Source organism: Kitasatospora sp. NPDC002965 (genome assembly GCF_040611255.1).
In the GTDB taxonomy this organism is placed as follows: Bacteria; Actinomycetota; Actinomycetes; order Streptomycetales; family Streptomycetaceae; genus Kitasatospora.
This window is the reverse complement of record NZ_JBEXNT010000077.1, coordinates 21,326-44,539: the sequence shown is the minus strand read 5'-3', so window position 1 is coordinate 44,539 and position 23,214 is coordinate 21,326. Positions and strand designations below refer to the sequence as shown.

At 73.7% G+C, this 23,214-nt stretch carries 21 protein-coding genes; 17 read left to right on the top strand and 4 right to left on the bottom strand.

Annotated elements, in window-relative coordinates; all coding sequences use genetic code 11:
• The first annotated feature begins 130 nt into the window (after positions 1 to 130).
• Positions 131 to 751: a hypothetical protein gene (locus ABZY91_RS26330; RefSeq protein WP_355405497.1), complete on the top strand. Its 621-nt coding sequence runs from the start codon at positions 131 to 133 to the stop codon at positions 749 to 751.
• Between the two features lie 117 nt (positions 752 to 868).
• On the opposite strand, the gene ABZY91_RS26325 is transcribed toward ABZY91_RS26330, so the two are convergent.
• Positions 869 to 1,792, bottom strand: coding sequence for an aminoacyl--tRNA ligase-related protein (locus ABZY91_RS26325; RefSeq protein WP_355405496.1), 924 nt, complete (start codon positions 1,790 to 1,792; stop codon positions 869 to 871).
• Between the two features lie 155 nt (positions 1,793 to 1,947).
• Complete coding sequence (locus tag ABZY91_RS26320) at positions 1,948 to 3,636, bottom strand: condensation domain-containing protein (RefSeq protein WP_355405495.1); 1,689 nt, start codon at positions 3,634 to 3,636, stop codon at positions 1,948 to 1,950.
• Between the two features lie 223 nt (positions 3,637 to 3,859).
• On the opposite strand from ABZY91_RS26320, the gene sbnA reads away from it, so the two are divergent.
• The 11 genes from sbnA (at position 3,860) to acpS (ending at position 15,253) form a co-directional block, all read left to right on the top strand.
• Entirely contained in the window at positions 3,860 to 4,855 is a 996-nt protein-coding gene (gene sbnA / locus ABZY91_RS26315) for a 2,3-diaminopropionate biosynthesis protein SbnA (protein WP_355405494.1), read from the top strand.
• A 3-nt stretch (positions 4,856 to 4,858) separates the two neighbouring features.
• Positions 4,859 to 5,908, top strand: a complete 1,050-nt coding sequence (gene sbnB, locus ABZY91_RS26310) for a 2,3-diaminopropionate biosynthesis protein SbnB (RefSeq protein ID WP_329952622.1) — start codon at positions 4,859 to 4,861, stop codon at positions 5,906 to 5,908.
• A gap of 41 nt (positions 5,909 to 5,949) precedes the next feature.
• Positions 5,950 to 6,897: an ornithine carbamoyltransferase gene (locus ABZY91_RS26305; protein WP_355405493.1), complete on the top strand. Its 948-nt coding sequence runs from the start codon at positions 5,950 to 5,952 to the stop codon at positions 6,895 to 6,897.
• Positions 6,898 to 6,965: 68 nt separating this feature from the next.
• On the top strand, positions 6,966 to 7,907 hold the full coding sequence (locus ABZY91_RS26300) for a 3-oxoacyl-[acyl-carrier-protein] synthase III C-terminal domain-containing protein (protein ID WP_329884319.1): 942 nt from the start codon (positions 6,966 to 6,968) through the stop codon (positions 7,905 to 7,907).
• A gap of 1 nt (position 7,908) precedes the next feature.
• Positions 7,909 to 9,300: an ATP-grasp domain-containing protein gene (locus ABZY91_RS26295; RefSeq protein ID WP_329884317.1), complete on the top strand. Its 1,392-nt coding sequence runs from the start codon at positions 7,909 to 7,911 to the stop codon at positions 9,298 to 9,300.
• Complete coding sequence (locus ABZY91_RS26290) at positions 9,297 to 10,577, top strand: type III PLP-dependent enzyme (RefSeq protein ID WP_329884315.1); 1,281 nt, start codon at positions 9,297 to 9,299, stop codon at positions 10,575 to 10,577. The genes ABZY91_RS26295 and ABZY91_RS26290 overlap by 4 nt, the downstream gene beginning before the upstream one ends.
• Before the next feature lie 158 nt (positions 10,578 to 10,735).
• A complete protein-coding gene (locus tag ABZY91_RS26285) occupies positions 10,736 to 11,011 on the top strand; it encodes an acyl carrier protein (RefSeq protein ID WP_329884313.1) in 276 nt (91 codons plus the stop codon).
• A 3-nt stretch (positions 11,012 to 11,014) separates the two neighbouring features.
• Positions 11,015 to 11,923, top strand: a complete 909-nt coding sequence (locus ABZY91_RS26280) for a hypothetical protein (RefSeq protein WP_355405492.1) — start codon at positions 11,015 to 11,017, stop codon at positions 11,921 to 11,923.
• The gene (locus ABZY91_RS26275; RefSeq protein WP_355405491.1) at positions 11,920 to 12,576 is read left to right on the top strand and encodes an acyl-CoA dehydrogenase family protein; all 657 of its coding nucleotides are present in this window, start codon (positions 11,920 to 11,922) and stop codon (positions 12,574 to 12,576) included. The genes ABZY91_RS26280 and ABZY91_RS26275 overlap by 4 nt, the downstream gene beginning before the upstream one ends.
• Entirely contained in the window at positions 12,573 to 13,730 is a 1,158-nt protein-coding gene (locus ABZY91_RS26270; protein WP_355405490.1) for an acyl-CoA dehydrogenase family protein, read from the top strand. The genes ABZY91_RS26275 and ABZY91_RS26270 overlap by 4 nt, the downstream gene beginning before the upstream one ends.
• Positions 13,727 to 15,253 (top strand): holo-ACP synthase, encoded by a 1,527-nt coding sequence (gene acpS, locus ABZY91_RS26265; protein ID WP_355405489.1) that lies wholly within the window; start codon positions 13,727 to 13,729, stop codon positions 15,251 to 15,253. Before ABZY91_RS26270 ends, acpS begins: the two co-directional genes overlap by 4 nt.
• A 48-nt stretch (positions 15,254 to 15,301) precedes the next feature.
• On the opposite strand, the gene ABZY91_RS26260 is transcribed toward acpS, so the two are convergent.
• Positions 15,302 to 16,303, bottom strand: a complete 1,002-nt coding sequence (locus ABZY91_RS26260) for an adenosine deaminase (protein WP_355405488.1) — start codon at positions 16,301 to 16,303, stop codon at positions 15,302 to 15,304.
• A gap of 255 nt (positions 16,304 to 16,558) precedes the next feature.
• Between ABZY91_RS26260 and ABZY91_RS26255 the strand changes: the two genes are divergently transcribed.
• From ABZY91_RS26255 to ABZY91_RS26235, 5 genes are all read left to right on the top strand, one after another.
• On the top strand, positions 16,559 to 16,840 hold the full coding sequence (locus ABZY91_RS26255) for a DUF6158 family protein (protein WP_329884301.1): 282 nt from the start codon (positions 16,559 to 16,561) through the stop codon (positions 16,838 to 16,840).
• A gap of 145 nt (positions 16,841 to 16,985) precedes the next feature.
• Entirely contained in the window at positions 16,986 to 18,374 is a 1,389-nt protein-coding gene (locus tag ABZY91_RS26250; RefSeq protein WP_355405487.1) for an NADP-dependent succinic semialdehyde dehydrogenase, read from the top strand.
• Positions 18,375 to 18,726: 352 nt separating this feature from the next.
• Positions 18,727 to 19,185 carry an RICIN domain-containing protein gene (locus tag ABZY91_RS26245; protein WP_329884297.1) on the top strand — a complete coding sequence of 153 codons (459 nt, stop codon included), beginning with the start codon at positions 18,727 to 18,729 and terminating at the stop codon, positions 19,183 to 19,185.
• 320 nt (positions 19,186 to 19,505) lie between these two features.
• Positions 19,506 to 20,894, top strand: a complete 1,389-nt coding sequence (locus tag ABZY91_RS26240; RefSeq protein WP_329952613.1) for a DUF2079 domain-containing protein — start codon at positions 19,506 to 19,508, stop codon at positions 20,892 to 20,894.
• A 132-nt stretch (positions 20,895 to 21,026) separates the two neighbouring features.
• Positions 21,027 to 22,772, top strand: coding sequence for a DUF2079 domain-containing protein (locus ABZY91_RS26235; RefSeq protein ID WP_355405486.1), 1,746 nt, complete (start codon positions 21,027 to 21,029; stop codon positions 22,770 to 22,772).
• Between the two features lie 134 nt (positions 22,773 to 22,906).
• On the opposite strand, the gene ABZY91_RS26230 is transcribed toward ABZY91_RS26235, so the two are convergent.
• Entirely contained in the window at positions 22,907 to 23,188 is a 282-nt protein-coding gene (locus ABZY91_RS26230; RefSeq protein ID WP_329884291.1) for a hypothetical protein, read from the bottom strand.
• Positions 23,189 to 23,214 lie beyond the last annotated feature (26 nt).

Here is a 23,214-nt window from a genome sequence, read left to right as displayed (position 1 = left end):
GCGTAGGCGCCGAGCCGGTTGGCGTACGCCTCGCAGTCCCGCTCCTGGCTGCCCGAGACGTGCGCCTGGAGGAAGGCGGCGGCCAGCCGGTCGCGCCGCCACCCGGGAGCTCCAGGCCACCCGCCCCGGCGTGCACATCCTCATCACGACGCGCCGCCGGCTCACCGAACGGCTGGGCGCCAACCGGGACATCCAGCCGCTGCCGCTGGAGCAGGCGCCCGGCGAGCCGCTCTCCGCGGCGCCGGCCGTCGAGCTGTTCCTGCGGCACGTCGGCACGGAGTCCCGGGCCGCCGCCGAGCTGGAGAAGGACCTGCCGCTCATCGCCGAGCTGTGCCGGCGGCTCGGCGGCCTGCCGCGCTACATCGAGTTCGCCGCCGAGTGCCTGCGCGCCGTCCCGATCCGCCTGATGCTCTCGTACGGGCCCACGCCGGAGATGCTCTGGTCCAACGACCACGCGCTGCTGCGCCACCAGCGGTCGGTGACCGACTCCATCCGGTGGAGCATCGACCTGCTCAGCGACGACCACCGGGTCCTGCTGGAGCGGATCGCCGCCCTGCCCGCACGGCGGTTCGTCCTCGACGAGGTCACCGCCGAGTACGACCGGCTGGGCCGGGGCACGTCACCGAACCCGCTCACCCTGGTCTCGGACCTGCTGGACACCTCGCTGCTGCTGCCCGAGCCGGCCCACCACTACCACTACCGGCTGGCCCCGTTCGTCGCCGAGGTCCTGCAGCGCGGCGGCCGGGCCTGAGCTCCCCCCGGGCCCGCCGGTTCCTCCGGGGCCCGGTTCCACGAGGCCCGCGACCTGCACCGGGGCCCGGTGGTCCGGCGGTACGCCGCCCGACCACCGGGCCCTTCCGGTGCCGGCTCAGCCGAAGTCGGGCCAGTCGTCGAGGTTGTCGCCGTGCGCGTGGATCAGCGCGGAGAGGGTCCGTTCGAGGCCGAAGGCCATGCAGGAGCTGTGCGCCGGCCCCTCCCCCGCGAAGTCGATCGCGAACCGCTCGCCCAGGTGCTCCTTGTGGCAGTTGGCGGAGGCGATCGCGGTGCCCGGGTCACCGTCGCGGACCGGCGCGTGGAACTCGTACTTGAGGTTCTGCTGGAGCTGGCTGGAGCGCATGAACCGGTCTCCGGGGCCGAAGAACGGGTCGCTGGCGACCTCGACGGCGACCTTCAGGCCGAGCCGGGCGAACAGCGCCTCGCAGCGGGCGATCCAGGCGTCCCGCCACTCCCACGCCTCGTCCTGGCCGGCGACCACGACGAACTCGCGCATCCGGAAGGCCCGGAAGCGGCCGTACTCGCTGGTCGCCTCGTGGCGGTAGCAGTGGCCGACCGCGTCGAAGAAGCGGGCCTCCTCGATGGTGCCGTCCGCGATCTGCGGATAGACGCTGTAGCAGACGGCCGGCGCCAGCACGACGTCCGTCTCCGCCCGCGATCCGGGCGCCCGGTCGGCGGCCCGGCCCTCCTCGGACGCCCCGCCGACCCGCAGGGCGTGCACGGTGCCGAGCAGTTGCGGGAAGGACTCGGCGTACTCGGCGCGGTCGATGTTCGCGCGGGGGACGACCGGCGGGTACCAGGCCGGGCCCGACGAGGCCGAGGGGTCGACCGCGGTCAGCTCCGTCTGGAGCCGGGTCAGTACCGACTCGAACTTCGCGGTGAAGCCCAGCAGTCCGGGTACCCCGGTGGGCAGCACCCAGCCGGCCGCGGTCAGCTGCTCCAGCCGGTCCGGCGCGCCGCCGTCGGGGCCCTCGGTGCCGGGTGCGCCGAGCCCGTGCCCGGCGGTCGTGGTTGCCATCGTGAGAGTCACGCTCCTTTGGGAATGCGCGGGGTGCGCGGAATGCGCGGGGTGCACCGGGTGCGCGCGGTGCGCGGGGTGCGCCGTGCGGCGGGGTCGTGCCCGGTGGTGCGGTGACGTGCGGTGACGTGCAGGGTCGTGGGGCGCCGAGGCGCCTACCAGCCGGCCTTTCCGGCGATCACCTCGTAGGCGCGGTCCAGGCCGGCCATCAGCTCGGGGATCTCGTTCACGTGGAGGGCGACGTCGAAGGCCTTCTCCAGCTCGACGGTGTACTCGACGGCGAGCAGGGAGTCGACTCCCAGGTCGGCCTCGAAGGAGTCGGCCGCCTCGACCGCCTCGGGCGCCACGGAGAACACCGCGACCGCGACGTCACGGATCCGCGCGATGCGCTCGGCACGTGCGGTGCCGCTGCTCGTGCTCTTCATCGTTCCACTCTCGCTTCCGGGGATCGGTGGCCGCCGCCGGTCCTCCGGCAGCCCGCGCAGATCGCGCAGGGCGGCGGGAAGGGTGCCTGCGACGGCCGAGCGCAGCAGGGCCAGGTAGTCCGCGGCCAGCTGCCTGGCGGTGTGCTCGGTGAACAGGGAGGTGTTGTACTTGAGCTTCGCCTGCACGGTCGCGGCCCGCCGGGTCACCTGGAGGGTCAGCTCGAACTGGCCGTGCTGCTGCGGCAGGTAGTACTCCGCGACGCGGAGCCCGGCGTGCTCCACGTACCGGCCCGGTTCGAGCGCGGCCGCGATGGGGTCCGCCTCGGCGGGCTCGTTGAGGACGAACAGCACCGGGACCAGCCCGGGCCGGCCGGGGTCGCGCGGCAGGTCCACGATCCGGGGCAGCAGCGCGAACGGGTAGTCGCGGTGCATCAGGCCCCGCCACAGTCCGGCGGCGGTACCGCGCAGGACGGCGTCGAAGGAGTCGTCGGGGTCGAGCCGCGCCCGGAGCGGCAGGGTGTTGACGAAGTAGCCGATCGCCTCGCGCCCGTCCTCGCCCCTGCGCTGGGTCACCGGGTAGCCGAGGAGGAAGTCGGTCTGCCCGCCGAACCGGTAGAGCAGGACCTCGAAGACCGAGACCAGGAAGGCGAAGGTGGTCACGTTGCGCGCGGCCACCGCCTCGCCCAGGCCGGCCACCAGGTCGGGCGGCAGGGCGAGATCGGTCTCCGCGCCCTCGGACCGGTAGACGGCGGGCCTCGGCAGGTCGGCGGGCAGCGCGGTGTGCCGCGCCACGCCGTCGAGTTCGCGCTGCCAGTACTGCCGGGCCCGGTCCGCCCGCGGGGACTCCAGGTACGCGCGCTGCTGCCGCGCGAACTCCTCGAACACGGCTCCGTCGTCCGGGGCGGTGTGTTCGGCACCCGCCGCGAGCGCCGCGTACCGCGAGAGGACCTCGCGGCAGATCAGCAACTGGGAGACGTTGTCCGCGACGATGTGGTGGGCCACGGCGATCAGCACGTCCGGGCCGCCGCGGGGGCGCAGCAGGGCGACGCGGACCGGCGGCTCCCGGTCGAGGCGGAACGGGCGGCGCGTCAGCTCCAGGGCGTGCTGCCGCAGTTCCTCCGGGCCGAGGTCGAGTTCGTGCACCTCCAGGAGGGTGTCCGCCCGCGCGGCCGCTCCCCCGTGGCGGCGGATCCGGCCGACCGCGTCGGAGCGGAACACCGAGTCGAGCAGCCGGTGGCCGGAGACCGTCGCGCGGACGGCCGACTCCAGCACCGCGACGTCCACCGGGAAGTCCAGGCTCAGGGCCGCGGTGACGTTGTAGGCGGCGCAGTCCGGTTCGAGATTCTGTATCAGCCAGAGTGCCTCCTGGCCGAGGGTCAGCTCACCGCCGGACGCGAGCGTGGAATTCCTCCGAATCATGGCTCAAGTACGGCACGGGCCCGTGGCATGCGACAAGGAATCGGAACGGCAACTTTCCTGCCTGTCGGAAGCTGCCGGGCAGTTGCCTGTCCCCCCGTGGGGGCGACTCCTACGCTTTGGTCGTGCTGCCCGTGGTGATCGGGCTGCCCGCAGATTCGGGAAAACGGGCGACAGGCGAATTCACGGACCGGCCTTGAATTATCCGATTGGGGGTTGACGAGCATTGATCTATGAAAACGCGTACGAGATGATCCAGGACAATGTCTTCCTGCATCTCGGCGGCGCGGCCAAGAATATCGATCTCTATCTGAAGATAGAGGGTCTCAATCCCGCCGGGTCGATCAAGCTGAAGACCGCGCTGAGCATGGTCGAGGACGCCGAGCGGCGCGGGGTCGTCCGCGCCGGGTGCAGTCTCATCGAGTCCTCCTCCGGCAGCCTCGGCATCGCGCTCGCGATGGTGTCCGCCGCCAAGGGGTACCGCTTCCTCTGCGTCACCGACCCCAACACCCCGGCGCTGAGCACCGAGATCATCCGGGCCCTCGGGTCCGAGGTGGTCGAGGTGAACCGGCCGGACGCCGGCGGCGGCTACCTGGGCGGCCGGATCGCCTACATCCACGAACGGCTGGCGGTGGACCCGGGGCTCGTCTGGCTCAACCAGTACGCGAACCCGGCGAACTGGGCCGTCCACGACCGGTGCACGGCCGCGGCGATCACCGCCGAGATCCCGGACATCGACTACCTGTTCGTCGGCACCGGCACCTCCGGCACGCTGATGGGCTGCATCCAGCACTTCCGCCGGCACTCGCCGGGCACCCGGATCATCGCGGTGGACGCGGTCGGCTCGGTCAACTTCGACAGCGTGCCGGCGCCGCGCCACATCCCCGGGATCGGGGCGAGCCGGCGGCCGGAGATCTTCCGCCCGGAGCTCGTCGACGACGTGGTCCTGGTCTCCGAGGCCGAGACCGTCCGGACCTGCCGCTGGCTGGCCCGGCGGTACGGGCTGTTCGGCGGCGGTTCGACCGGGTCGGTGGTGCGGGCCGTGCTGCGGCGGGCGCCCGGGCTTCCGGAGGGCTCCCGCGTGGTGGCCATCTCGCCGGACCTCGGCGAGCGCTACGCGCGCACCATCTACGACGACTCCTGGGTGGCCGACAAGTTCGGCCCGGACTGCCTCCATGATCCGGCGGACGACCTGTCCGAGCTGACGACGGTGAGGAACTGACCGATGTTCACCTTCCAGGTGATGGGCGGGAAGAGCATCCGCGCCATCATCGAGACGTCCCGACCCGAGATCTTCGCCCGGGTCCGGGAGACCTATCTGGCGCACCACCGCGGCGCGACGATCAACCCGAACAGCTACTTCCTGCGGTTCCCCGAGAAGCCCGACGCGCGGATCATCGCCCTGCCGGCGGCGCTGCGCGGGAGCGGCGGTCCGCAGGACGGACCGGGCGACGGCGCGGCAGGCCCGACCGACGGCGTGGCCGGCATCAAGTGGATCGGCAGCTTCCCCGGCAACGTCGCCCGCAACATCCCGCGGGCCTCGGCCGTCCTGCTGCTCAACGACCTGGAGACCGGCTACCCCTTCGCGTGCCTGGAGGCGGCGCAGATCAGCGCGGCGCGCACCGCGGCCTCGGCCGTGCTCGGCGCCGAGCAGCTGCACGGCTCGCGCACCGCGGGCCGGCTCGCGGTCGTCGGCGCGGGCGTCATCTCCCGCAACATCCTGGAGTTCTTCCACGCGCTCGGCTGGTCCTTCGACCGGGTCGCGGTCCACGACCGGGTCGAGGAGTACGCGCGGAAGTCCGCCGGCCACGCCGAGGCGCTCGGCTACCGGGCCTCCGCGCACACCACCCTGGCCGAGGCCGTGGACGGCGCCGACGTGGTGGTCCTGGCGACGACCGCCGCCGCCCCGTACATCGTGGAGCCGGGCGCCCTGGCCCCCGGCCAGACCGTGCTCAACATCTCGCTGCGCGACATCGGCCCCGAGCTGGTCGCCGCCTCGCACAACGTCCTCGACGACGTCGAGCACTGCCTCAACGCCGGGACCTCGCCGCACCTGGCGGTGGAGAAGTTCGGGCACCGCGACTTCATCGACGGCACGATCGCCCAGCTCGTCCTCGGCGAGCTGCCGCTCGGCCGGGACAGGCCGCGGATCTTCTCGCCGTTCGGACTCGGCGCGCTCGACCTCGCGGTCGGCCACGAGGTGCTGCGGATCGGCCGGGAGGACGGACGGGTCCAGGACGTGCCGGACTTCTTCGCCGAGGTCGAACGATGGTGAGCGACGGCCGCCCTGCGGCCCGGACGGAGGACGGCCCGACCATGACGAAGCGCACCGGCAGGCACCTGATCTCACTCGACGACCTGTCCGACGCGGACCTGCGGGCGGTCGTCGACCGCGGCGCGCAGTTGTCCCGCCGGGCGGCGGCCGGGGAGGGCGTGGGGAACACCGCGCTCGCCGGCGACGTCGTCGGCGTCTACTTCCGCAAGACCTCGACCCGCACCCGCACCGCGTTCTCGGCCGGCGCGCTGCGGCTCGGCGCGGGGCTGGTCACCTACGGCCCGGACGACCTCCAGCTCAACACCGGGGAGACCACCGAGGACACCGGCCGGGTGATGTCCCGGATGCTGGACGTCCTGGTGGCCCGCACCGCCGGCGACCCCGCCGAGATGCGCGCCTGGGCGTCCCAGCGCCGGATGTCGGTCGTCAACGCGATGAGCGCCGAGGAGCACCCGACCCAGGGGCTGACCGACCTGACCACGCTCGCCGTGCGGTTCGGCGCGGTGGACGGGCTGAGCGTGCTGTACGTCGGCGAGGGGAACAACTCGGCCGCGGCGCTCGCCCTGGGGCTGAGCCGCTACCGGGGCGTGCGGCTGGAGCTGCGCACCCCGCCCGGCTACGGCCTGTCCGGCGCCGTGCTCGAACGCGCCCGGGAGCTGGCCGCCGGGCACGGGTCCACGGTGACCGAGCGGCACGACCTCGACGACGGCCCCGCCGACTTCGACGCGGTGTACACCACGCGCTGGCAGACCACCGGGACCAGCAAGCCCGACCCGGACTGGCGGCAGGTGTTCGCGCCCTTCCAGGTGACGGCGGAGCTGATGGCCCGTTCGCCGAAGGCCGTGTTCCTGCACGACCTGCCCGCCCACCGCGGCGAGGAGGTCACCGCCGAGGTGCTGGACGGCCCGGTGAGCATCGCCTTCGACCAGGCCGAGAACAAGCTCCACAGTGCCATGGCCGTCCTGGAGTGGTGCCGTGACGCCGGCTGAGACCCGTCGGGCGGCGGCCGGCCGGGGCACCCGGACGCCGGGGACCGGAGCGTGGGGAGGGGGACGCCGTGCTGTACCTGCGTAAGGTCGTCCCCTTCATCCCCGAGCACAGCACCGCCGTCGCGGACCTGCGCGCGTCGCTGGAGGTCTCCGAGGCGGAGATCCGGCTGCTCACCAGGTTCCTGGGGCTGGAGCGGATCGTCACCGCCGAGGGCCTGTCGACCCTCGACATGCTGCTCACGATCGGCCAGGAGGTCCTGGCCGGCGAGGACCGCTCGCTGGTCCGGCACCTGGTCCACGCGCACACCGTCCAGCACGTCGCCCCGCCCGGCCTGCGCTGGATGGACGTGCTGCGGGAGAAGCTCGACCTCGGCGGGGCGGGCGCGTTCTCGATGTCCCACCAGGGCTGTGCGATCTCCCTCGCCGCGCTGCCGGTCGTCGAGGCCCTGCTCGCGGCCGAGCCGGCCGGGAGCACCGCGCTGGTCCTGCTCGGCGAGAAGGGCCTCTCCCCCGTGATGCAGCACATCCCGGGGACGTCCGTCCTCGGGGACGCCACCGCCGGGGTGCTGGCCGCGCTGGACGGGCCGGGGGACGCGGTCCTGAGCGTGGCGCACCGCACCCTCGGCGAGTTCCACCAGGCCGGGAACATGGACGAGGAACTCCAGCGCCGCTACCGCCTGGCGTACACGCCCACCCTGGCCGAGATCATGCAGGAGGCGGTGCACGCCGCCGGTCTCGGACTCGACGACATCGACCTCGTCCTGCCGCACAACGTCAACCGGTACTCGTGGAGCACGACGGCGCGGATCCTGGACCTCCCGCTGGAGCGGATCTACCTGGAGAACGTCCCGCGGACCGGCCACTGCTTCTGTGCGGACCCCTTCATGAACCTCTCGACGGCGCGCGCCGAGAACGCGGTGCGACCGGGCGAGACCGTGCTCATGGTCTCCGCCGGCCAGGGCGGGACCTTCGCCGCCGCGGTCGTCGGGACCGCAGCCAGAGAGGAGTGACATGACTGCCGCACACGACCCGGCACCCGCCGGCGGTTTCACCGCCCGGTTGAAGAGCGCGCTGGTCGGGGATCCGACCGCCCGTTTCGTGTACCTGAACAACTTCGAGGTCGAACGCGTCTGGGGCGTGGGCGAGCCGAGGCTGCCCGGCACCGGCCTGTCGTTCTCCTCGGCGACGGTCAACCGGATCGAGGAGGTCGGCGTCCTGCTGGCCGACGAGCACGACGTGGTGGTGCTGAAGGAGGCCGTCGACCCCGGCTACGCCGCCTACCTGCGCGCCCTGGGCGCGGCCGAGGGGGTCCATCTGACGGTGGACCTCAACCGGCCGGAGCGGTCGGTCACCGAGGACGCCCTGGACTCGCCCCGGCTGCTGGAGTCCCTGCGCGCGCTCGCCGACGGCCGCACCTACCTGATGCCGCTGGGCATCTCGGAGGAGGAGGAGCGCCTCGCGCTGGCCGCGGGCCTGCCGCTGGCCGGTCCGACCGCCGCCGTCTGCAAGCACGTCAACGGCAAGATCTTCAGTCGCGAGCTGGTGGACGCCTCCGGGCTGACCGCCGTCCCGGGCTCGGTCTGCCGGACCCTGGGCGAGCTGGAGGAGGCGCTCGACACCCACCTGGTCGAGGGCGGCTCCCGCGTGGTGGTCAAGGAGTCGCTCGGCGTCTCCGGGCGCGGCATGGTCGTGCTCGACGAACCGAAGCGGGCCGAACAGCTGCTGCGGATGATCGCCCGCCGGGCCGGGACCGACCGACGCGTCTCGGTGGTCGTGGAACGCTGGATCGAGAAGCAGGCCGACCTGAACTACCAGTTCGTCGTCGGCCGGGGCGGCGAGGTCCGGTTCGAGACCGTGAAGACCGCGCTGACCGAGAACGGCGTCCACCGCGGACACGTCTTCCCGCCGGCGCTGCGGACCGACCAGGTCGACGAGCTGCGGACGGCCGCCGAGGTGATCGGCAAGGAGCTCGCGGCGGCCGGGTACTTCGGGCTGGCCGGCGTGGACGCGCTGCTCGCCGCGGACGGCACGCTCTACCCCTGCCTGGAGATCAACGCCCGGTTCAACATGGCGACCTACCAGAACCGGATCGCCGAACGCCTCATCCGGGACGGGCAGTTCGCGCTCGCCACCACCTTCGACCTGCAGCCGGCCCGGGTGCACGGCTTCGACGAGGTGCGGGCCGCCCTCGGCGAGCTGCTCCTCGACGGCGCGGACCACGCGGCCGACGGCGCGCGCGGCGTACTGATCAACAACTTCGCGACCCTGAACGCGACCCTCCTGGCCGGCGGCAAGCCCTACGGCCGCCTCTACGCGGTCTGCGTCGGCGACGACGAGCAGGACGTGCGGCGCACCCGGGAGCGGACGGAGACCCTGCTGAAGGAAATGGTGGCCAAGCCGTGAGCGACGAGATCGACTGGAGCGGCATCGCCGCGGAGTACGGAACCCCGACGTACGTGTACGACGGCGACTGGCTGGTCGCCAACCTCGCCGCCCTGCGGGCGGCGCTGCACCCCTCGCTGGAGGTCTTCTTCTCGCTCAAGTCCAACCCCAACCGGGGCGTCTACGACGTCCTGCACTCGGCGGGCGCCCGCGCCGAGGTCTCCTCCCTCGCCGAGCTGCGGCTGGTGCTGGAGGCCGGGACCGACCCGTTCGACGTGGTCTTCCTGGGGCCCGGCAAGAGCGAGCAGGAGGTCGACGCCTGCGTCGGGGCCGGGATCTACGCGATCGTCTGCGAGTCCCTCGCCGAGCTCGACCTGATCGACCGGACGGCGCAGGCGCACGGCGTGCGCCAGCGGGTGCTGCTCCGCGTCAACCCGGCCTTCGCCATCGCCGGTTCACGGCTGACCATGGGCGGCAAGCCCCGCCAGTTCGGCATCGACGAGGCCGCCGTCCTCGCCGCAGGACCGGCCCTGTCGGAGTACCGGCACGCCGACGTGGCCGGCGTCCAGGTCTACCTGGGCACGCGCATCCTCGACGCCGAGGTGGTCGTCAAGAACACCACCTACATCCTGGACCTCGCGGAGCGGATCGCGCAGGCCACCGGGATCCGGCTGGACGCGGTGGACATCGGCGGCGGGCTGGGCGCGGCCTACTTCGAGGGCGAGCACGAACTCGACGCGGCCGCACTGGCGAAGGACCTCAACCCGCTGCTGGACCGGTTCGCCTCGGCGCACCCGGACACCCGGCTGATCATGGAGTCCGGCCGGTACCTGACGGCGCTCGGCGGCACCTACCTGATGCGGGTGCGCTACACCAAGCAGTCCATGGGCGAGAACTTCGCGGTCGCGGACGGCGGCACCCACCACCACATGGCCGCCGTGGGCATCGGGTCGTTCGTCAAGCGCAACTTCCCGATCGGGCTGCTCTCCCGGACGGCCGACCCGGCCGAGGAGACCGGTCCGTGGAACATCGCGGGTCCGCTCTGCACGCCGAACGACACCATCGCCAAGGCCGTGACCCTGCCCGAGCTGCGGCCCGGCGACCTCGTCGGGGTGCTGAAGTCGGGCGCGTACGGGCCCTCGGCCTCGCCCGTGTACTTCCTCAGCCACGGCTACCCCGCCGAGGTCGTGGTGCTGCGCGGCCGTTCGTACCTGGTGCGTCACCGGGACTCGGTCGAGGACATCCTCGCCAAGCAGGCGACCGACCCCGAGCTGGGCCGGGCCGGCCGGCTCGACTGACCCGGCGTCACGGACACCGGCACCGGCGGGGCGCGGCACCGCACCGCGGACACCCCGGACGCCTCACGGCACCGCACAACGCCTCACGACACCGCACGACACCGCGCAACGCCTCACGACGCGACACCGAAGCACATCACGAAGGAGCTGAGACGATCTTGACCACCGACGACATCACCACGACCGACGCACTCCGGGACGCGCTCGCCGCCGTCCTGAAGAAGGACCTGCCCGAACTCACCCCGGACACCCGGCTCTTCAGCGACCTGGCCCTCGACTCCACCAGCGTGATCGAGCTGCTGATGGCCCTGGAGGACACGCTGGGCCTGCAGATCGACCCGGACGAGCTGACCCCGGAGGTCTTCGAGACGGTCGGCGCACTGACCGAGTACATCGACGCGAACCTGTCCGCCGGGCAAGAGCCGGCGCACTGACCGATGCCGGAGACGACGTGGGGCGGGCCGCGCACGGCCGCCCGCCCGGCCGGCCCCGCGGCCCTGCGGCTGAGCCGGCCGACCGCCCGGGCCTTCCCCGGGCGGCGGCCGGCCCGGCTGGCCGGGACCGAGCTGAGGTTCATGACGGACTTCCTCGCCTCCTTCGGCGAGGAACCCGACCACGAGCGCCACGCGCGGGGCGGTGGCAACAGCTTCACCGACATGGCGCGGGAGCTGCTCGACGGCCTGGAGCACCCGCTGCCCCCGTTGGACAGGCTCGTGCTCGCGTACCACCTGCCCGACCTGAGCGTCGTCGAGGTGGCGGGCTGCTACCTGGCCGAGCGGTGCCCGGGCGGCCCCGAGGTCTTCTCGGTGGCCGGCCAGGGTGTGGGGGCCCCCTTCACGGCGCTGCGGATCCTCGCCGGCCTGCGTCGGACCGGCGGCCTGGCCGAGGGCGCCGTACTCGTCCTGGACCAGTCCACGCTGCCCTACGCCGACCCCGACACCCGGCCCGGCGACGACTGCGCGGTGCTGGTGCACACGGCCGGCCCGGACGCGTCGGCCGGCGGACCTGCGGGGGACGGAACGGCGGGGGAAGGAACGGCGCCCGGCGACGCGGAGCTCGACTTCGTGACCGAGCGGTCCGTCGACCCGAACACGGCGCTGGGCGAACTGGCCCGGCAGGTGCCCGGGGTCAGGATCGTGGCCGGCCGGATGCTCGCCGACCGGCTCGACCCGGCCCTGCGGGCCTCGTGCGACCTGGTGGAGGGGGCGGCCGACCGCCTCTGCACCAGCGCCTGGGCGGCCCTCGCCGAGCACTGGACGCCGGACCGGTACACCGTGATCGCCGACTACGACCCGCACTCCGGCCGGCTGTTCCAGGCCGGGCTGCGCCCGGGAGCCGCCGCGTGAACCGGACTTCCACCGACCTGGCCCGCTACCGGGACCTCGGCCGCGAGGGCGGCCTGGCCGCCGGACTGGCCGCCGTACTCGAAGGCGTCGACGCGGCGGCGACGGCCCCCGGCGGCGTCGCCGTCCTGCCGGCCGTCCTGCCGGCCGGGACGGACGGCCCCGGCGGCACCGAGGTGCTGCCCCACCCGTTCGCGGCCCTCGACGGGCTCGCCCTGGTCCGCTTCGCGGCGGACACCCCGGGCGCCGCGCCCGGCCCCGGGCTGACCGGCCGTACCGCCGCCGCCCTGACCGCCGTCCGGATCGGGGTGCTCTCCGGGCTGCTCGACGCGGCCGTGGAGCGGCTGTCGGCCCGGCGTTTCGGCGGCGTCCCGCTGATCGACCACCAGTTCGTCGGCGGATCGCTGGCCGACGTGGCCACCGAGGCCGAGCTGGCCTGGTCCGGGGCCGTCCGGGAGGCCGCCGCCGACCAGGACGCCCCGGCCGGAGCGGTCTGGGCCCGCCACGAGCGGCTGACCGAGGCCGGCTGGGCGGCCACCCGCCTGTTCGGCGCCGAGGGCTACCTCACCGATCATCCGGCGCGCAGCCTCCACCTGTCCGCGCTCACCGCGGACCTCTGGCTGGCCCGGCCGAGCACCGCGGAAGGAGACCGGTGACCGTGGTCGAACTCGACGAACGGCTCAGGGCGCTGCGCGGCGCCGCAGCCGAGACGGCGGGCGAGCTGCGCGCGCACGCGATGGCCCTCGACGCGGACCCGCACGGAACGGGACCGCACCTCAAGACCGCCGCCTTCGACCTGATCCGCCGGTGCACCACCCCGGAACGGTTCGGCGGCGAACCCCTGCGCGTCGGACCCTTCGGCTACTCCACCGGGTCGTCCCTGGACACCCTCGTCTGGATGGTCGAACTCGCCCACGGCGACGCGGGGATGGTGCTGGCCGCCCCCGGGCCCAGCCTCACCGGGATCCTGGTCGACCAGCTCGGCGACGACGGGCAGCAGGAGTGGTTCCACCGCGCGGTGGCCGACGGCGCCACCTGGGCGTTCTTCGCGGTGACCGAGCCGGGCCGGGGCAGCGACGCCGCCGGGATGGAGACCGCGCTGAGGCGCGAGGACCCCGGCCTGTACCGGCTGCACGGCACGAAGAAGTACATCGGCAACGGCGCCCGCGGCGCGGTCGGCGTGGTCTTCGCCCGGACCGGGAGCGGGCCGCTGTCGATCCGGGCCGCGCTGGTCGAGGCCGCCGACCCCGGCTTCGACGGGCGGGCGCTGCCCATGGTGGGCCTGCGCGGCGCGGCCCTCGCCGAGATCCGGCTCGACGGCGTCGCCGTGCCGGAGGAACGCCTGCTGGCCCGGCACCTGCCGCCCACCCGGCGCGGTCTGTGGGGGGCCGTGCGGGTGTTCAACACGGTCCGCCCCCAGGTGGCCGCGCTCGCCGTCGGGACCGGGCTGGCCTGCGTGGACCTCGTCCGCGCCGAGCGGCCGGGCGCACCGGGCCTCGACGAGGTCGCGGCCCGGCTGGAGGCCTGCCGCGACCTCGTCTACCGGGCCGGGGCCGCCCTGGACCGGGACCGGGACGACGGCCGGCTCCCCAGTCAGGCCAAGATCGCCGCGGTGGCCGCCGCCCGGGAGGCCGCCCGCTGGGCGGTCCGCTCGCTCGGCCCGGCCGCCCAGGCCGACCACCCCCTGCTGGAGAAGTGGACCCGCGACGTGAACGCCTTCGAGTTCATGGAGGGCACCAGCGACATCCAGCGCCTGCACGTCGCGCGCGCCCTCGTCCGCGGGGGCGGCCGGACGGGCGGGCAGCCATGAGGATCGGCATCGACCTGCTGGAGATCGCCCGGTTCGCCCAGATCGCCGCCCACCCCGGCGGACGGCGGATGGTCTTCTCCGCGACCGAGCTCGCCCGCGCGGACGGGCTCACCGGCCCGCGCCGCGAGGAGTACCTGGCCGGCCGGTTCTGCGCCAAGGAGGCCACCGCCAAGGCCCTCGGCCGCGGGCTCGGCCAGGGGCTGGGCTGGCGGGAGATCGAGGTCCTCGCCGACGCCCACGGGGCGCCGGAGGTCCGGCTCAGCGGCGGCGCCAGGACGGTCGCCGAACAGGCCGGGATCGACCGCATCGACCTGTCGCTCAGTCACCAGGGCGGCCTGGTGGTGTGCGTGGCCTTCGCGCTGGGGGGGGGGGGGCCGGGCGCCGCCGCGCAAGGAGGCGCCGGGGGGGCGGGCCGCCCGGGCGGCCGGCCCGCCGTCCTGACCCCGAGGAATGGACCGATGGACCTCAGCCTCTTCTTCTTCGCCGACACCGCCACCGACGGGGACCGGTACCAGCTGCTGCTGGAGAGCGCCCGCTTCGCCGACACCCACGGCTTCCGTGCGGTGTGGACCCCCGAGCGGCACTTCCACCGCCTGGGCGGGCAGTTCCCCAACCCCTCACTGACGAGCGCCGCGCTGGCCGCGGTGACCGAGCGGGTGGGGATCAGGGCCGGCAGCGTGGTCGCCCCCCTGCACCACCCGATCCGGATCGCCGAGGAGTGGTCCGCCGTCGACAACCTCTCCGGCGGCCGGGTGGGCGTCTCGTTCGCCTCCGGCTGGCACGTCCGGGACTTCGTGCTCCAGCCGGAGAACTTCCAGGACCGCAAGAACATCATGGTCGAGACGGCCCGCACGGTGCAGCGGCTGTGGCGCGGCGAGGAGGTCGAGTTCGACGGCGCCGAGGGCGAGCGGCGCGCCGTCCGGCTCTTCCCGCGCCCGGTGCAGCCCGAGCTGCCGATCTGGATCACGGCCGCCGGCTCCCCGCAGACCTTCCGGATCGCGGGGCGGCTGGGCGCGGGCGTGCTGACCCACCAGCTCGGCCAGGAGCACGACGCGCTGGAGCGCAACATCGCCACCTACCGGGAGGCCCTGGCCGAGGAGGGCCACGACCCGGCGAGCGGCCACGTCGTACTGATGCTGCACACCATGCTCGGCGAGGACCGCGAGCGCATCCGCGAGCTGGTCCGCGAGCCGCTCACCGACTTCCTCCGCAGCTCGATGGACCTCCAGTCCTCGGGCCCGGCCGCCCCGGGGGCGGACGGCTTCTCGGTGGACCGGATACCGACCCGGGACCGGGACTTCCTGCTCACCCGGTCCTTCGACCGCCTCTTCTCCGACGTCGGCCTGTTCGGCACCGTCGACGACGGCGCGGACGTGGTGCGCCGGCTCTCGGCGATGGGCGTCGACGAGATCGCCTGCCTCATCGACTTCGGCGTGGACCAGCAGGAGGTCCTGAAGTCCCTCCACCACCTGGACGCGCTGCGCGCCCGGGTCGCCGGACCGGGCGGCGCGGCCGGGCACTGAGCCCGTCTCCCGGGCGGCGCCGCCCCGGACCTCCCCGGGGAGGTCGGGTCAGGCGTCGCCGTCCGGGAACTCGTACGCCGCCACCTCGGCCAGCAGCTCCGCCCGCCGCTCCTCCGTCAGGAAGGCCGCCCGGAAGGAGTTGGCGGCGAGCAGCCGCAGGGTCTCCCGGTCGAGGTGCAGGGCCTCGGCCAGGGCCTCGTAGGTGTCGCCGACGTAGCCGCCGAAGTAGGCGGGGTCGTCGGAGTTGACCGTGGCCAGCAGCCCGGCGTCGAGGATCGCCGGGAGCGGGTGGTCGGCGAGGGTGTCGATGCAGCGGAGGCGGACGTTGGAGAGCGGGCAGAGGGTGAGCGGGATCCGCTCGCGCACCAGGCGGTCGACCAGCTCCGGGTCCTCCAGGCAGCGCAGGCCGTGGTCGATCCGCTCGACGCCGAGCACGTCCAGGGCCTCGGTGATGTAGGCGGCGGGGCCCTCCTCCCCGGCGTGCGCGACCCGGTGCAGTCCGGCCTCGGCCGCGAGCCGGTAGACCTCGCGGAACTTGGCGGGCGGGTGGCCGACCTCGGCGGAGTCCAGCCCGATGCCGGTGATCCGCCCGCCGAACCAGGGGCGGGCGGCCTCGAAGGTCTCCAGCGCGGACTCGGCGGACTCGTCCCGCAGGAAGCACATGATCAGCCTGGTGCTGATGCCGTGGCGCTCGGCACTCCGGTCCAGCGCCCGTCCGAGGCCGTCCACCACCACGGCGAGCGGGACGCCCCGGGCGGTGTGCGCCTGCGGGTCGAAGAAGATCTCCGCGTGCCGGACGCCCTGGGCCGCGGCCCGGGCCAGGTAGGCCTCGGCGAGGTCGGCGAAGTCCTCCTCGGTCCGCAGCACGGCCATCAGCGCGTAGTAGAGGTCGAGGAAGGACTGCAGGTCGCTGAACGCGTAGGCACGGCGCAGCTCCTCGGTGTCCGCGTACGGCAGGGTGACGCCGTTGCGGGCCGCGAGCGCGAAGGCGAGCTCGGGCTCCAGGGTGCCTTCGATGTGCAGGTGGAGTTCGGCCTTGGGGAGTGACATCAGTGCCTGTTCAGGGTGAGTGGTAAGCATGCGAAGGTTTCATCCTACGATCCGACCACCCCTCTTCGGGCAGCCGGTCACCCCTGGCCGGCCGCCCCGGCGGGGAGGTCCCGGACCGTCCGGATCGGCGACGCGAGCAGGACGCCGCCGCAGAGCACCGGAGGAGCCGTCGCGCAACCCCCCGCCCACGGGTGTACCGGGCCCCGCGGCGGGGCACCGGCTAGGCGGGGGGCTTCCGCCGAGGAGGTTGACCACATGCAGCACCCCGACACCCCGCACCCCAGGCCGGAGGGCATCTCCCCGCACGCCCTGGGCAACGACACGCTGCTGCACGAGCTGGAACAGCTGCACCGGACCCGCCACGAGACGTTCCTGTACGGCTCGGAGGATGCGCTGAAGCGGCACACCCTGCGGACCGGGCAGCTGGAGGCGGAGTACCTGCACCGCTTCCCGAACCGCCTGATCACGGCCGGCCGGACCAGGGCCGGCGCCCGCGCGCGGGAGGCGGCGGCCCGGGTGGAGTCGCTGCCGGACTGAGCCCGCCGGCGCCGCGGCGACCACCGCGGGCCGACCGCCCGGCGGGACACGCCGGGCGGTCATGGCGCGTCCGCACGGGGGGTGTCGGCGAGGGTGAGGGGCAGACCCCGGAACCACCCGCCCACGCACCCCTGGGAGTGCCCCCGTGCCCATCGCAAGCGTGAACCCCGCGACCGGCGAGACCCTGGAGACCTTCGAGCCGCTGGACGCCGCCGGCGTGGAGCGCCGGCTGGCCCGCGCCGAGGAGGCGTTCCGCAGCTACCGCACCAGCTCCTTCCCGTACCGGGCCGACCTGCTCCGGCGGGCCGCCGACCTGCTCGACCAGGACCTCGAAGCGGTGGCCCGGACCATGACGGAGGAGATGGGCAAGCCGCTCACCGCCGCCCGCGCCGAGGCCTCGAAGTGCGCGAAGGCGATGCGCTGGTACGCCGAGCACGCGGAGGCGCTGCTCGCCGACGAGCACCCGGACCCGGCCGACGTGGCCGACTCCGGCGCCGCCCGCGCCTACGTCCGGTACCGGCCGCTGGGCGCGGTACTGGCGGTGATGCCGTGGAACTTCCCGCTCTGGCAGGTGGTCCGGTTCGCCGCACCGGCCCTGATGGCGGGCAACGTCGGCCTGCTCAAGCACGCGTCCAACGTGCCGCGCACGGCGGTCGCCCTGGAGGAGCTGTTCCGCCGGGCCGGGTTCCCGGAGGGCTGCTTCCAGACCCTGCTGATCGGCTCTGGTGCGGTGGAGGGCGTGATCCGCGACCCCCGGGTGGCGGCGGTGACCCTCACCGGCAGCGAGCCGGCCGGGCGGGCGGTCGCGGCCACCGCGGCCGACGAGGTGAAGAAGGCGGTGCTGGAGCTGGGCGGCAGCGACCCGTTCGTGGTGCTCCCGAGCGCCGACCTGGACGCGGCGATCGCCACCGCCGTCCGGGCCCGGGCGCAGAACAACGGCCAGTCCTGCATCGCCGCCAAGCGTTTCATCGCGCACGCCGACGTCTACGAGCGGTTCACCGCCGGCTTCACCGCGGCGATGCGGGCCCTGCGGGTGGGCGACCCGATGGACGAGGCCACCGAGGTCGGCCCGCTGGCCAGCCGGCAGGGCCGGGACGAGCTGGCCGACCTGGTCGAGGACGCGCGGGCGCGCGGTGCCCGGGTGGAGTGCGGCGGGCGTCGCCCGGAGGGCCTGGACGCCGGCTGGTTCTACGAGCCGACGGTGCTGACCGGCATCACCCCGGCGATGCGGATCCACCAGGAGGAGACCTTCGGCCCGGTCGCCACCGTCTACCGGGCCGCCGACCTGGACGAGGCGCTGGCCCTGGCCAACGACACCCCGTTCGGGCTGAGCTCCAACGTCTGGACCGAGGACCCGGCCGAGCAGGAGCGGTTCGTCCGGGACATCCAGGCCGGCGGGGTGTTCTTCAACGGCATGACGGCCTCGCACCCCGCGCTGCCGTTCGGCGGGGTCAAGCGCTCGGGCTTCGGCCGGGAGCTGTCCGGCCACGGCATCCGGGAGTTCTGCAACGTCACGACCGTCTGGGTGGCCTGAGGTCCCGGCACGGCCGGCCGGGGCCCCGCCCCGGCCGGATCCGGCCAAGTTCCCGCGCGGCGGCCCGGGGCGCCGCAGCGCCGGTTTTGCGGCTTTCACGTCCCTTGTCTGACATTGCCATGACATCCTCCCCCGGGGCCCCCTGTTCAGCACGGACCCGCCGAATATCGATTTCCACCCGCCCGCGAACCGGCGGGAATTGTTCCGTTCATACTCCGGAAATCCGGACCACCCAATTCCGAGTGGCCGAACCCGGGTATTACCGGAGATCCGGAAAACCTGCAAAGGGGAATCCTTGGATAAGTTCGATGTCGACCGGCCGGAGGGCCGGTCGGCATCGAAAGGAAATGCGATGAAGCTCGCCAAGCGCACCGCTGCCCTTGTCGCCTCGACGGCGATCCTGGCCGGAGGGATGACGGTCCTGGTCTCCGGCCAGGCCAGCGCCGCCTCCGGCTACGTCACGCTCACGAACCTCGCCACCAGCCGCGTCCTCGACAGCAACGGCGCCGGCAACGTCTACACCCTGGCCGCCAACGGCGGCTCCTACCAGGTCTGGTACGCCAACGACCTGGGCGGATCGACCTACACCCTGCGGAACCTCGCCACGGGGCTCTGCCTCGACAGCAACGGCGCCGGAAACGCCTACACCCTCGGCTGCAACGGCGGCAACTACCAGAAGTGGGTGAAGAGCTGGGCCGGAAACGGTTACGCCTACCAGAACGTCGCCACCGGGCTCTACCTGGACAGCAACGTCAACGGGAACGTCTACACCCTGGGCGGCAACGGCGGCTCGTACCAGAAGTGGAACTGATCGAGCATCAGCCGGTCACCGGCTGAACGGCAGCACGACCTGACGACGGGTCATCGATGAAACGCCCTCCCCGACGCCTCAATCGCCGGGGAGGGCACCTCCATGTTACGGTGCCCGCCCGGGGGCCGACACGCCCGACGGCGTTCGCTCGTGGCTGAACCCGCCCGCCGCCTCGAACAGCTGGCGAGAATCGGCCGCACAGACCACTCGACCCGGAACGACGGGGATGTTAAGTGACCATTAGTACACTCACCGCAGCACTCCATCGAAGGACGGAGGGTGACGAACCATCGGTCGCATCATCCCCCGCCGATCGGCGGGTGCGATTCATCCCCTGGGCGGTCGCCCTCGCCCTATTCCTGGTCTATTCCTTCTTTACCGTCCGCCGCCACGACCTTCTCCTCACCAGCGGGTACGACCTCGGTATCTTCGAGCAGGGCGTCCGCGGCTACGCCGAGGGACGCGGACCGATCGTCGAGCTGAAGGGCCCCGGGTTCAACCTCCTCGGCGACCACTTCTCGCCGATCCTGGCCGTCCTCGCCCCGTTCTACTGGATCTGGCCCTCCGCCAAGGTCCTGCTGCTGGGTCAGTCCGCGTTGCTCGCCGTCGCCGCCGTGCCGATCAGTCGCTGGGCGCTGCGCAGCATCGGGCCCGCCGCCGCCCTGATCACCGGCTTCGGCTACGGGGCCTCCTGGGGCCTGGCCTCGGCGCTCGGCTTCGACTTCCACGAGATCAGCTTCGCCGTCCCGCTGGTCGCCTTCTCGGTGGCGGCGCTCGGCGAGCAGCGGTGGGCGGCGGCGTTCGCCTGGGCCGCGCCGCTGGTCCTGGTCAAGGAGGACCTCGGCATCACCGTCGCCGCCGTCGGCGGGTACATCCTCTGGCGCGGCAACCGCCGGATCGGTGCGGCCGCCGTCGCCTTCGGCGTGGCCGCCTCGCTGCTCGAACTGCTGGTGCTGCTGCCCGCGATGAGCCCCGGCGGCAGCTTCGCCTACTGGGACAACCTGAGCGGCGGCTCGGGCGGCCGCAACCTGCTCACCCTCCCGCTCGACCTCATCACCCCGGGCGAGAAGGTCCGGACCGTGCTGCTGCTGCTCGCCCCGACCATGCTGCTGGCCGTCCGGTCCCCGCTGTTGCTGGTCGCGCTCCCCACCCTCGGCTGGCGGCTGCTCTCCAACAACCCCGCCTACTGGGGCACCGGCTACCACTACAGCGCCGTCCTGATGCCGATCGTGTTCCTCGCCTTCGTGGACGTCCTGGTGAAGGCCCGCGCCAACCCCGGGGTGCTGCACCGGCGGGCCGCCCGGGCCGCGCTGCCGGTCAGCCTCGCGGTCACGCTCGTCCTGCTGCCCGGCTTCGCGTTCAGCCAGCTCTTCGGCCTCGAACTCTGGCGCACCCCGGCGCGGGTCGAGGCCGCCCGGTCGGTCCTGGCCGCCGTCCCGGACGGCGCCCGGGTCTCCGCGTCCAACCGGCTGGTGCCCCAGCTGACCAACCGCTGCGAGGTCATCGTGTTCGGCTGGCCGCAGAGCTGGTCGACCGCCGAGTGGATCGTGGTGGACGAGGGCCGGCCGATGGGCTGGCCGCTGTCGCCCGACCGCGAACGCGAGGAGGTCGCCCTCGCCAAGCAGGGCGGCTACCACGTCGTCCGCAGCGAGCACGGCATCACCCTGCTCCGGCGGACCGCCACCGAGCAGGCCGGGACCACCGGCTGACCGGCCGTCGGACGGGACCGGCCCGCGGTCCCGTCCGACGCACAGTCCGGCCCGGCCCCGGGCCGGCCCCACTGGGCAGGCCCGGCCGGACCCGGCCCACCTGCCTCCGACTCCGACCACTTCAGGGATCACGTGCCAGTCGAAACCGGACTCACCCCGTCCACCCGTACGATCCGGCCGCTGCTGCCGCGCGCCTCCCGCCCGCCCGCGCCACGGACCGCCGCGCTCTCCGGACGCCGGACGGCCGTCCTGACGTTCCTCTGCTTAGCGGTCACCGCGGCCTGCGGGCTGCAGCAGTGGTCGGCGGTCCAACTGGGCGGCTTCGACCTGGGGATCTTCCACCAGGGTGTCGCGGCCTACGCGCACTTCGGTCTCCCGGTCGCGCCGGTCAAGAGCTACCACCACGAGTTCCCGCCCGAGTTCTCGCTCCTGGGCGACCACTTCTCACCGGTGCTGGCGGCGCTCGCCCCGCTCTACTGGATCTGGGAGGACCCGCGCACCCTGATCCTCGGTCAGGCGCTCCTCCTCGCCGCCGGCGTCCCGCTGATCCGCCGCATCGCCGTGCACTGCTTCCGGCTCCCCTCCCCCGGACCGGCCGACGCGTCGGCACCGGCCGCCGGACCCGGCGGGGACGCCTCCGCGACCGCCCGCGACGAGGACCCCGGCGCGACCCGCGCGACCCGCGCCGCCCGCCTGGCAGCCGACCTCGCCGGTCTGGTGTACGGGCTGGGCTGGCCGCTGCTCGCCGCCGGCCGGGGCGGCTTCCACGAAGTCGCCTTCGCCGTCCCGCTCACCCTGCTGATGCTCGAACGCGGCCTCGCCCGCCGGTACGGGACCGCGGCCCTCGCCGCCGCGCTGCTCTGCGCCACCAAGGAGGACCTCGGCCTGCTGGTCGGCGTCTACGGCCTGGTCCTGCTCTGGCGCAACCGCCCGCGCGGCGACCGGCAGGGCGAGCGGGCCGGCGACCGGCGGGGCCTGCTGTACGGCGCCGGGCTGCTGGTCGGCGGCCCGCTCGCCTCGGCGCTCGCCATCGTGTGGCTCATCCCCGCGATGGGCGGGCAGCCGGACTACTACTGGGTCTACGGCCCGATCGGCCCGGACGCCGGGACGGCGCTGACCAACGTGCTCGGCGACCCGCTGCTGCTGCTCCGGGTCGCCACCAACGCGACCCTCAAGCCGCTGCTGGTGCTCTGGCTGTTCGGCACCCTGTTCCTGCTCCCGCTGCGCTCGGCGACCACGCTCTGCCTGCTGCCGCTGCTCGCCGAGCGGGTCCTCTCCGACAACGCCAACCACTGGTCGATCGCCCACCACTACGACGCCTTCCTCTGGCCGGTGCTGCTCACCGCCACCCTGGAGGCGCTCGGCCGCCTGCACGCCCGGGGCGGCCTGCGGCGGCGGGCCGGTACCGGTCTCGGCCTCGCCGTGGTGGCCGTCTCGCTGGCCAGCAGCGTGATGCTGGGCGGGATCAGCCTGCTGACGCCGGCCGGCTGGCGGCCCTCGGCGAGCAACGCGGCGCTGGTCCGCGGCGCCGGGCAGATCCCCGACGGCGCCCGGGTCGAGGCCGACAACCAGGTGGTGCCCCGGCTGGTCGGCCGGACCGACACCGTCCTCGTCGACGGCGTGCCGCGCGGCCGGGAGTACGTCCTGATCCGGTCCGACACCCGGACCTTCCCGTTCCAGTCGGACGTGGAGCAGGCCGAGCGGATCGCGCTGCTACTCGCCCACGGCTACCGGCAGGTCTGGGCCGAACAGGGCGTGGTGCTGCTGCACCGCGAGAGCGACGAGCCGGTCCCCGGCGCCCGGGTGCCCGACGGGGACAGCACGCCGGTGAAGGAGCTCGTGCCGTCGGACGTCGGCCACAACCTGTTCAAGGGCTGACCCGCACCCGCGGCGGCCTCCCCCGCCCGGGACTCCCCCGCCCCGGCCTCCCCCGTCCGGAACTCCCCAGCCCGGGACTCCCCCGCACGGGGCGGTTCCCCGCGATCACGGGCGGGGGACCGCCCCGGCGGACGTCAGGTGGCCATCCGGTGCCGGCCCCGGCCGGGCGTCCGCCAGCGGGCCACCACGCCGACCAGGGCGATCACGGTCACCCCCCAGATGACGCTGAAGACGATCAGCCAGGGCAGCGACGTGACCTGGGCGCCGACGGCGCCGAGGCCGAGCGAGAGGCCGACCAGGAGGACCACGGCCGTCGGGCTGAGGCCGAGCAGGCCGTGCCAGGCGCGGTGGGCCAGGCTCGGGTGGGCCGGAGCTTCCGGGCCGGTGTCGAGAGCCTTGTAGGTGAGCAGGTCCATCGGGGATCACCTCCGGGGTGGCGGGA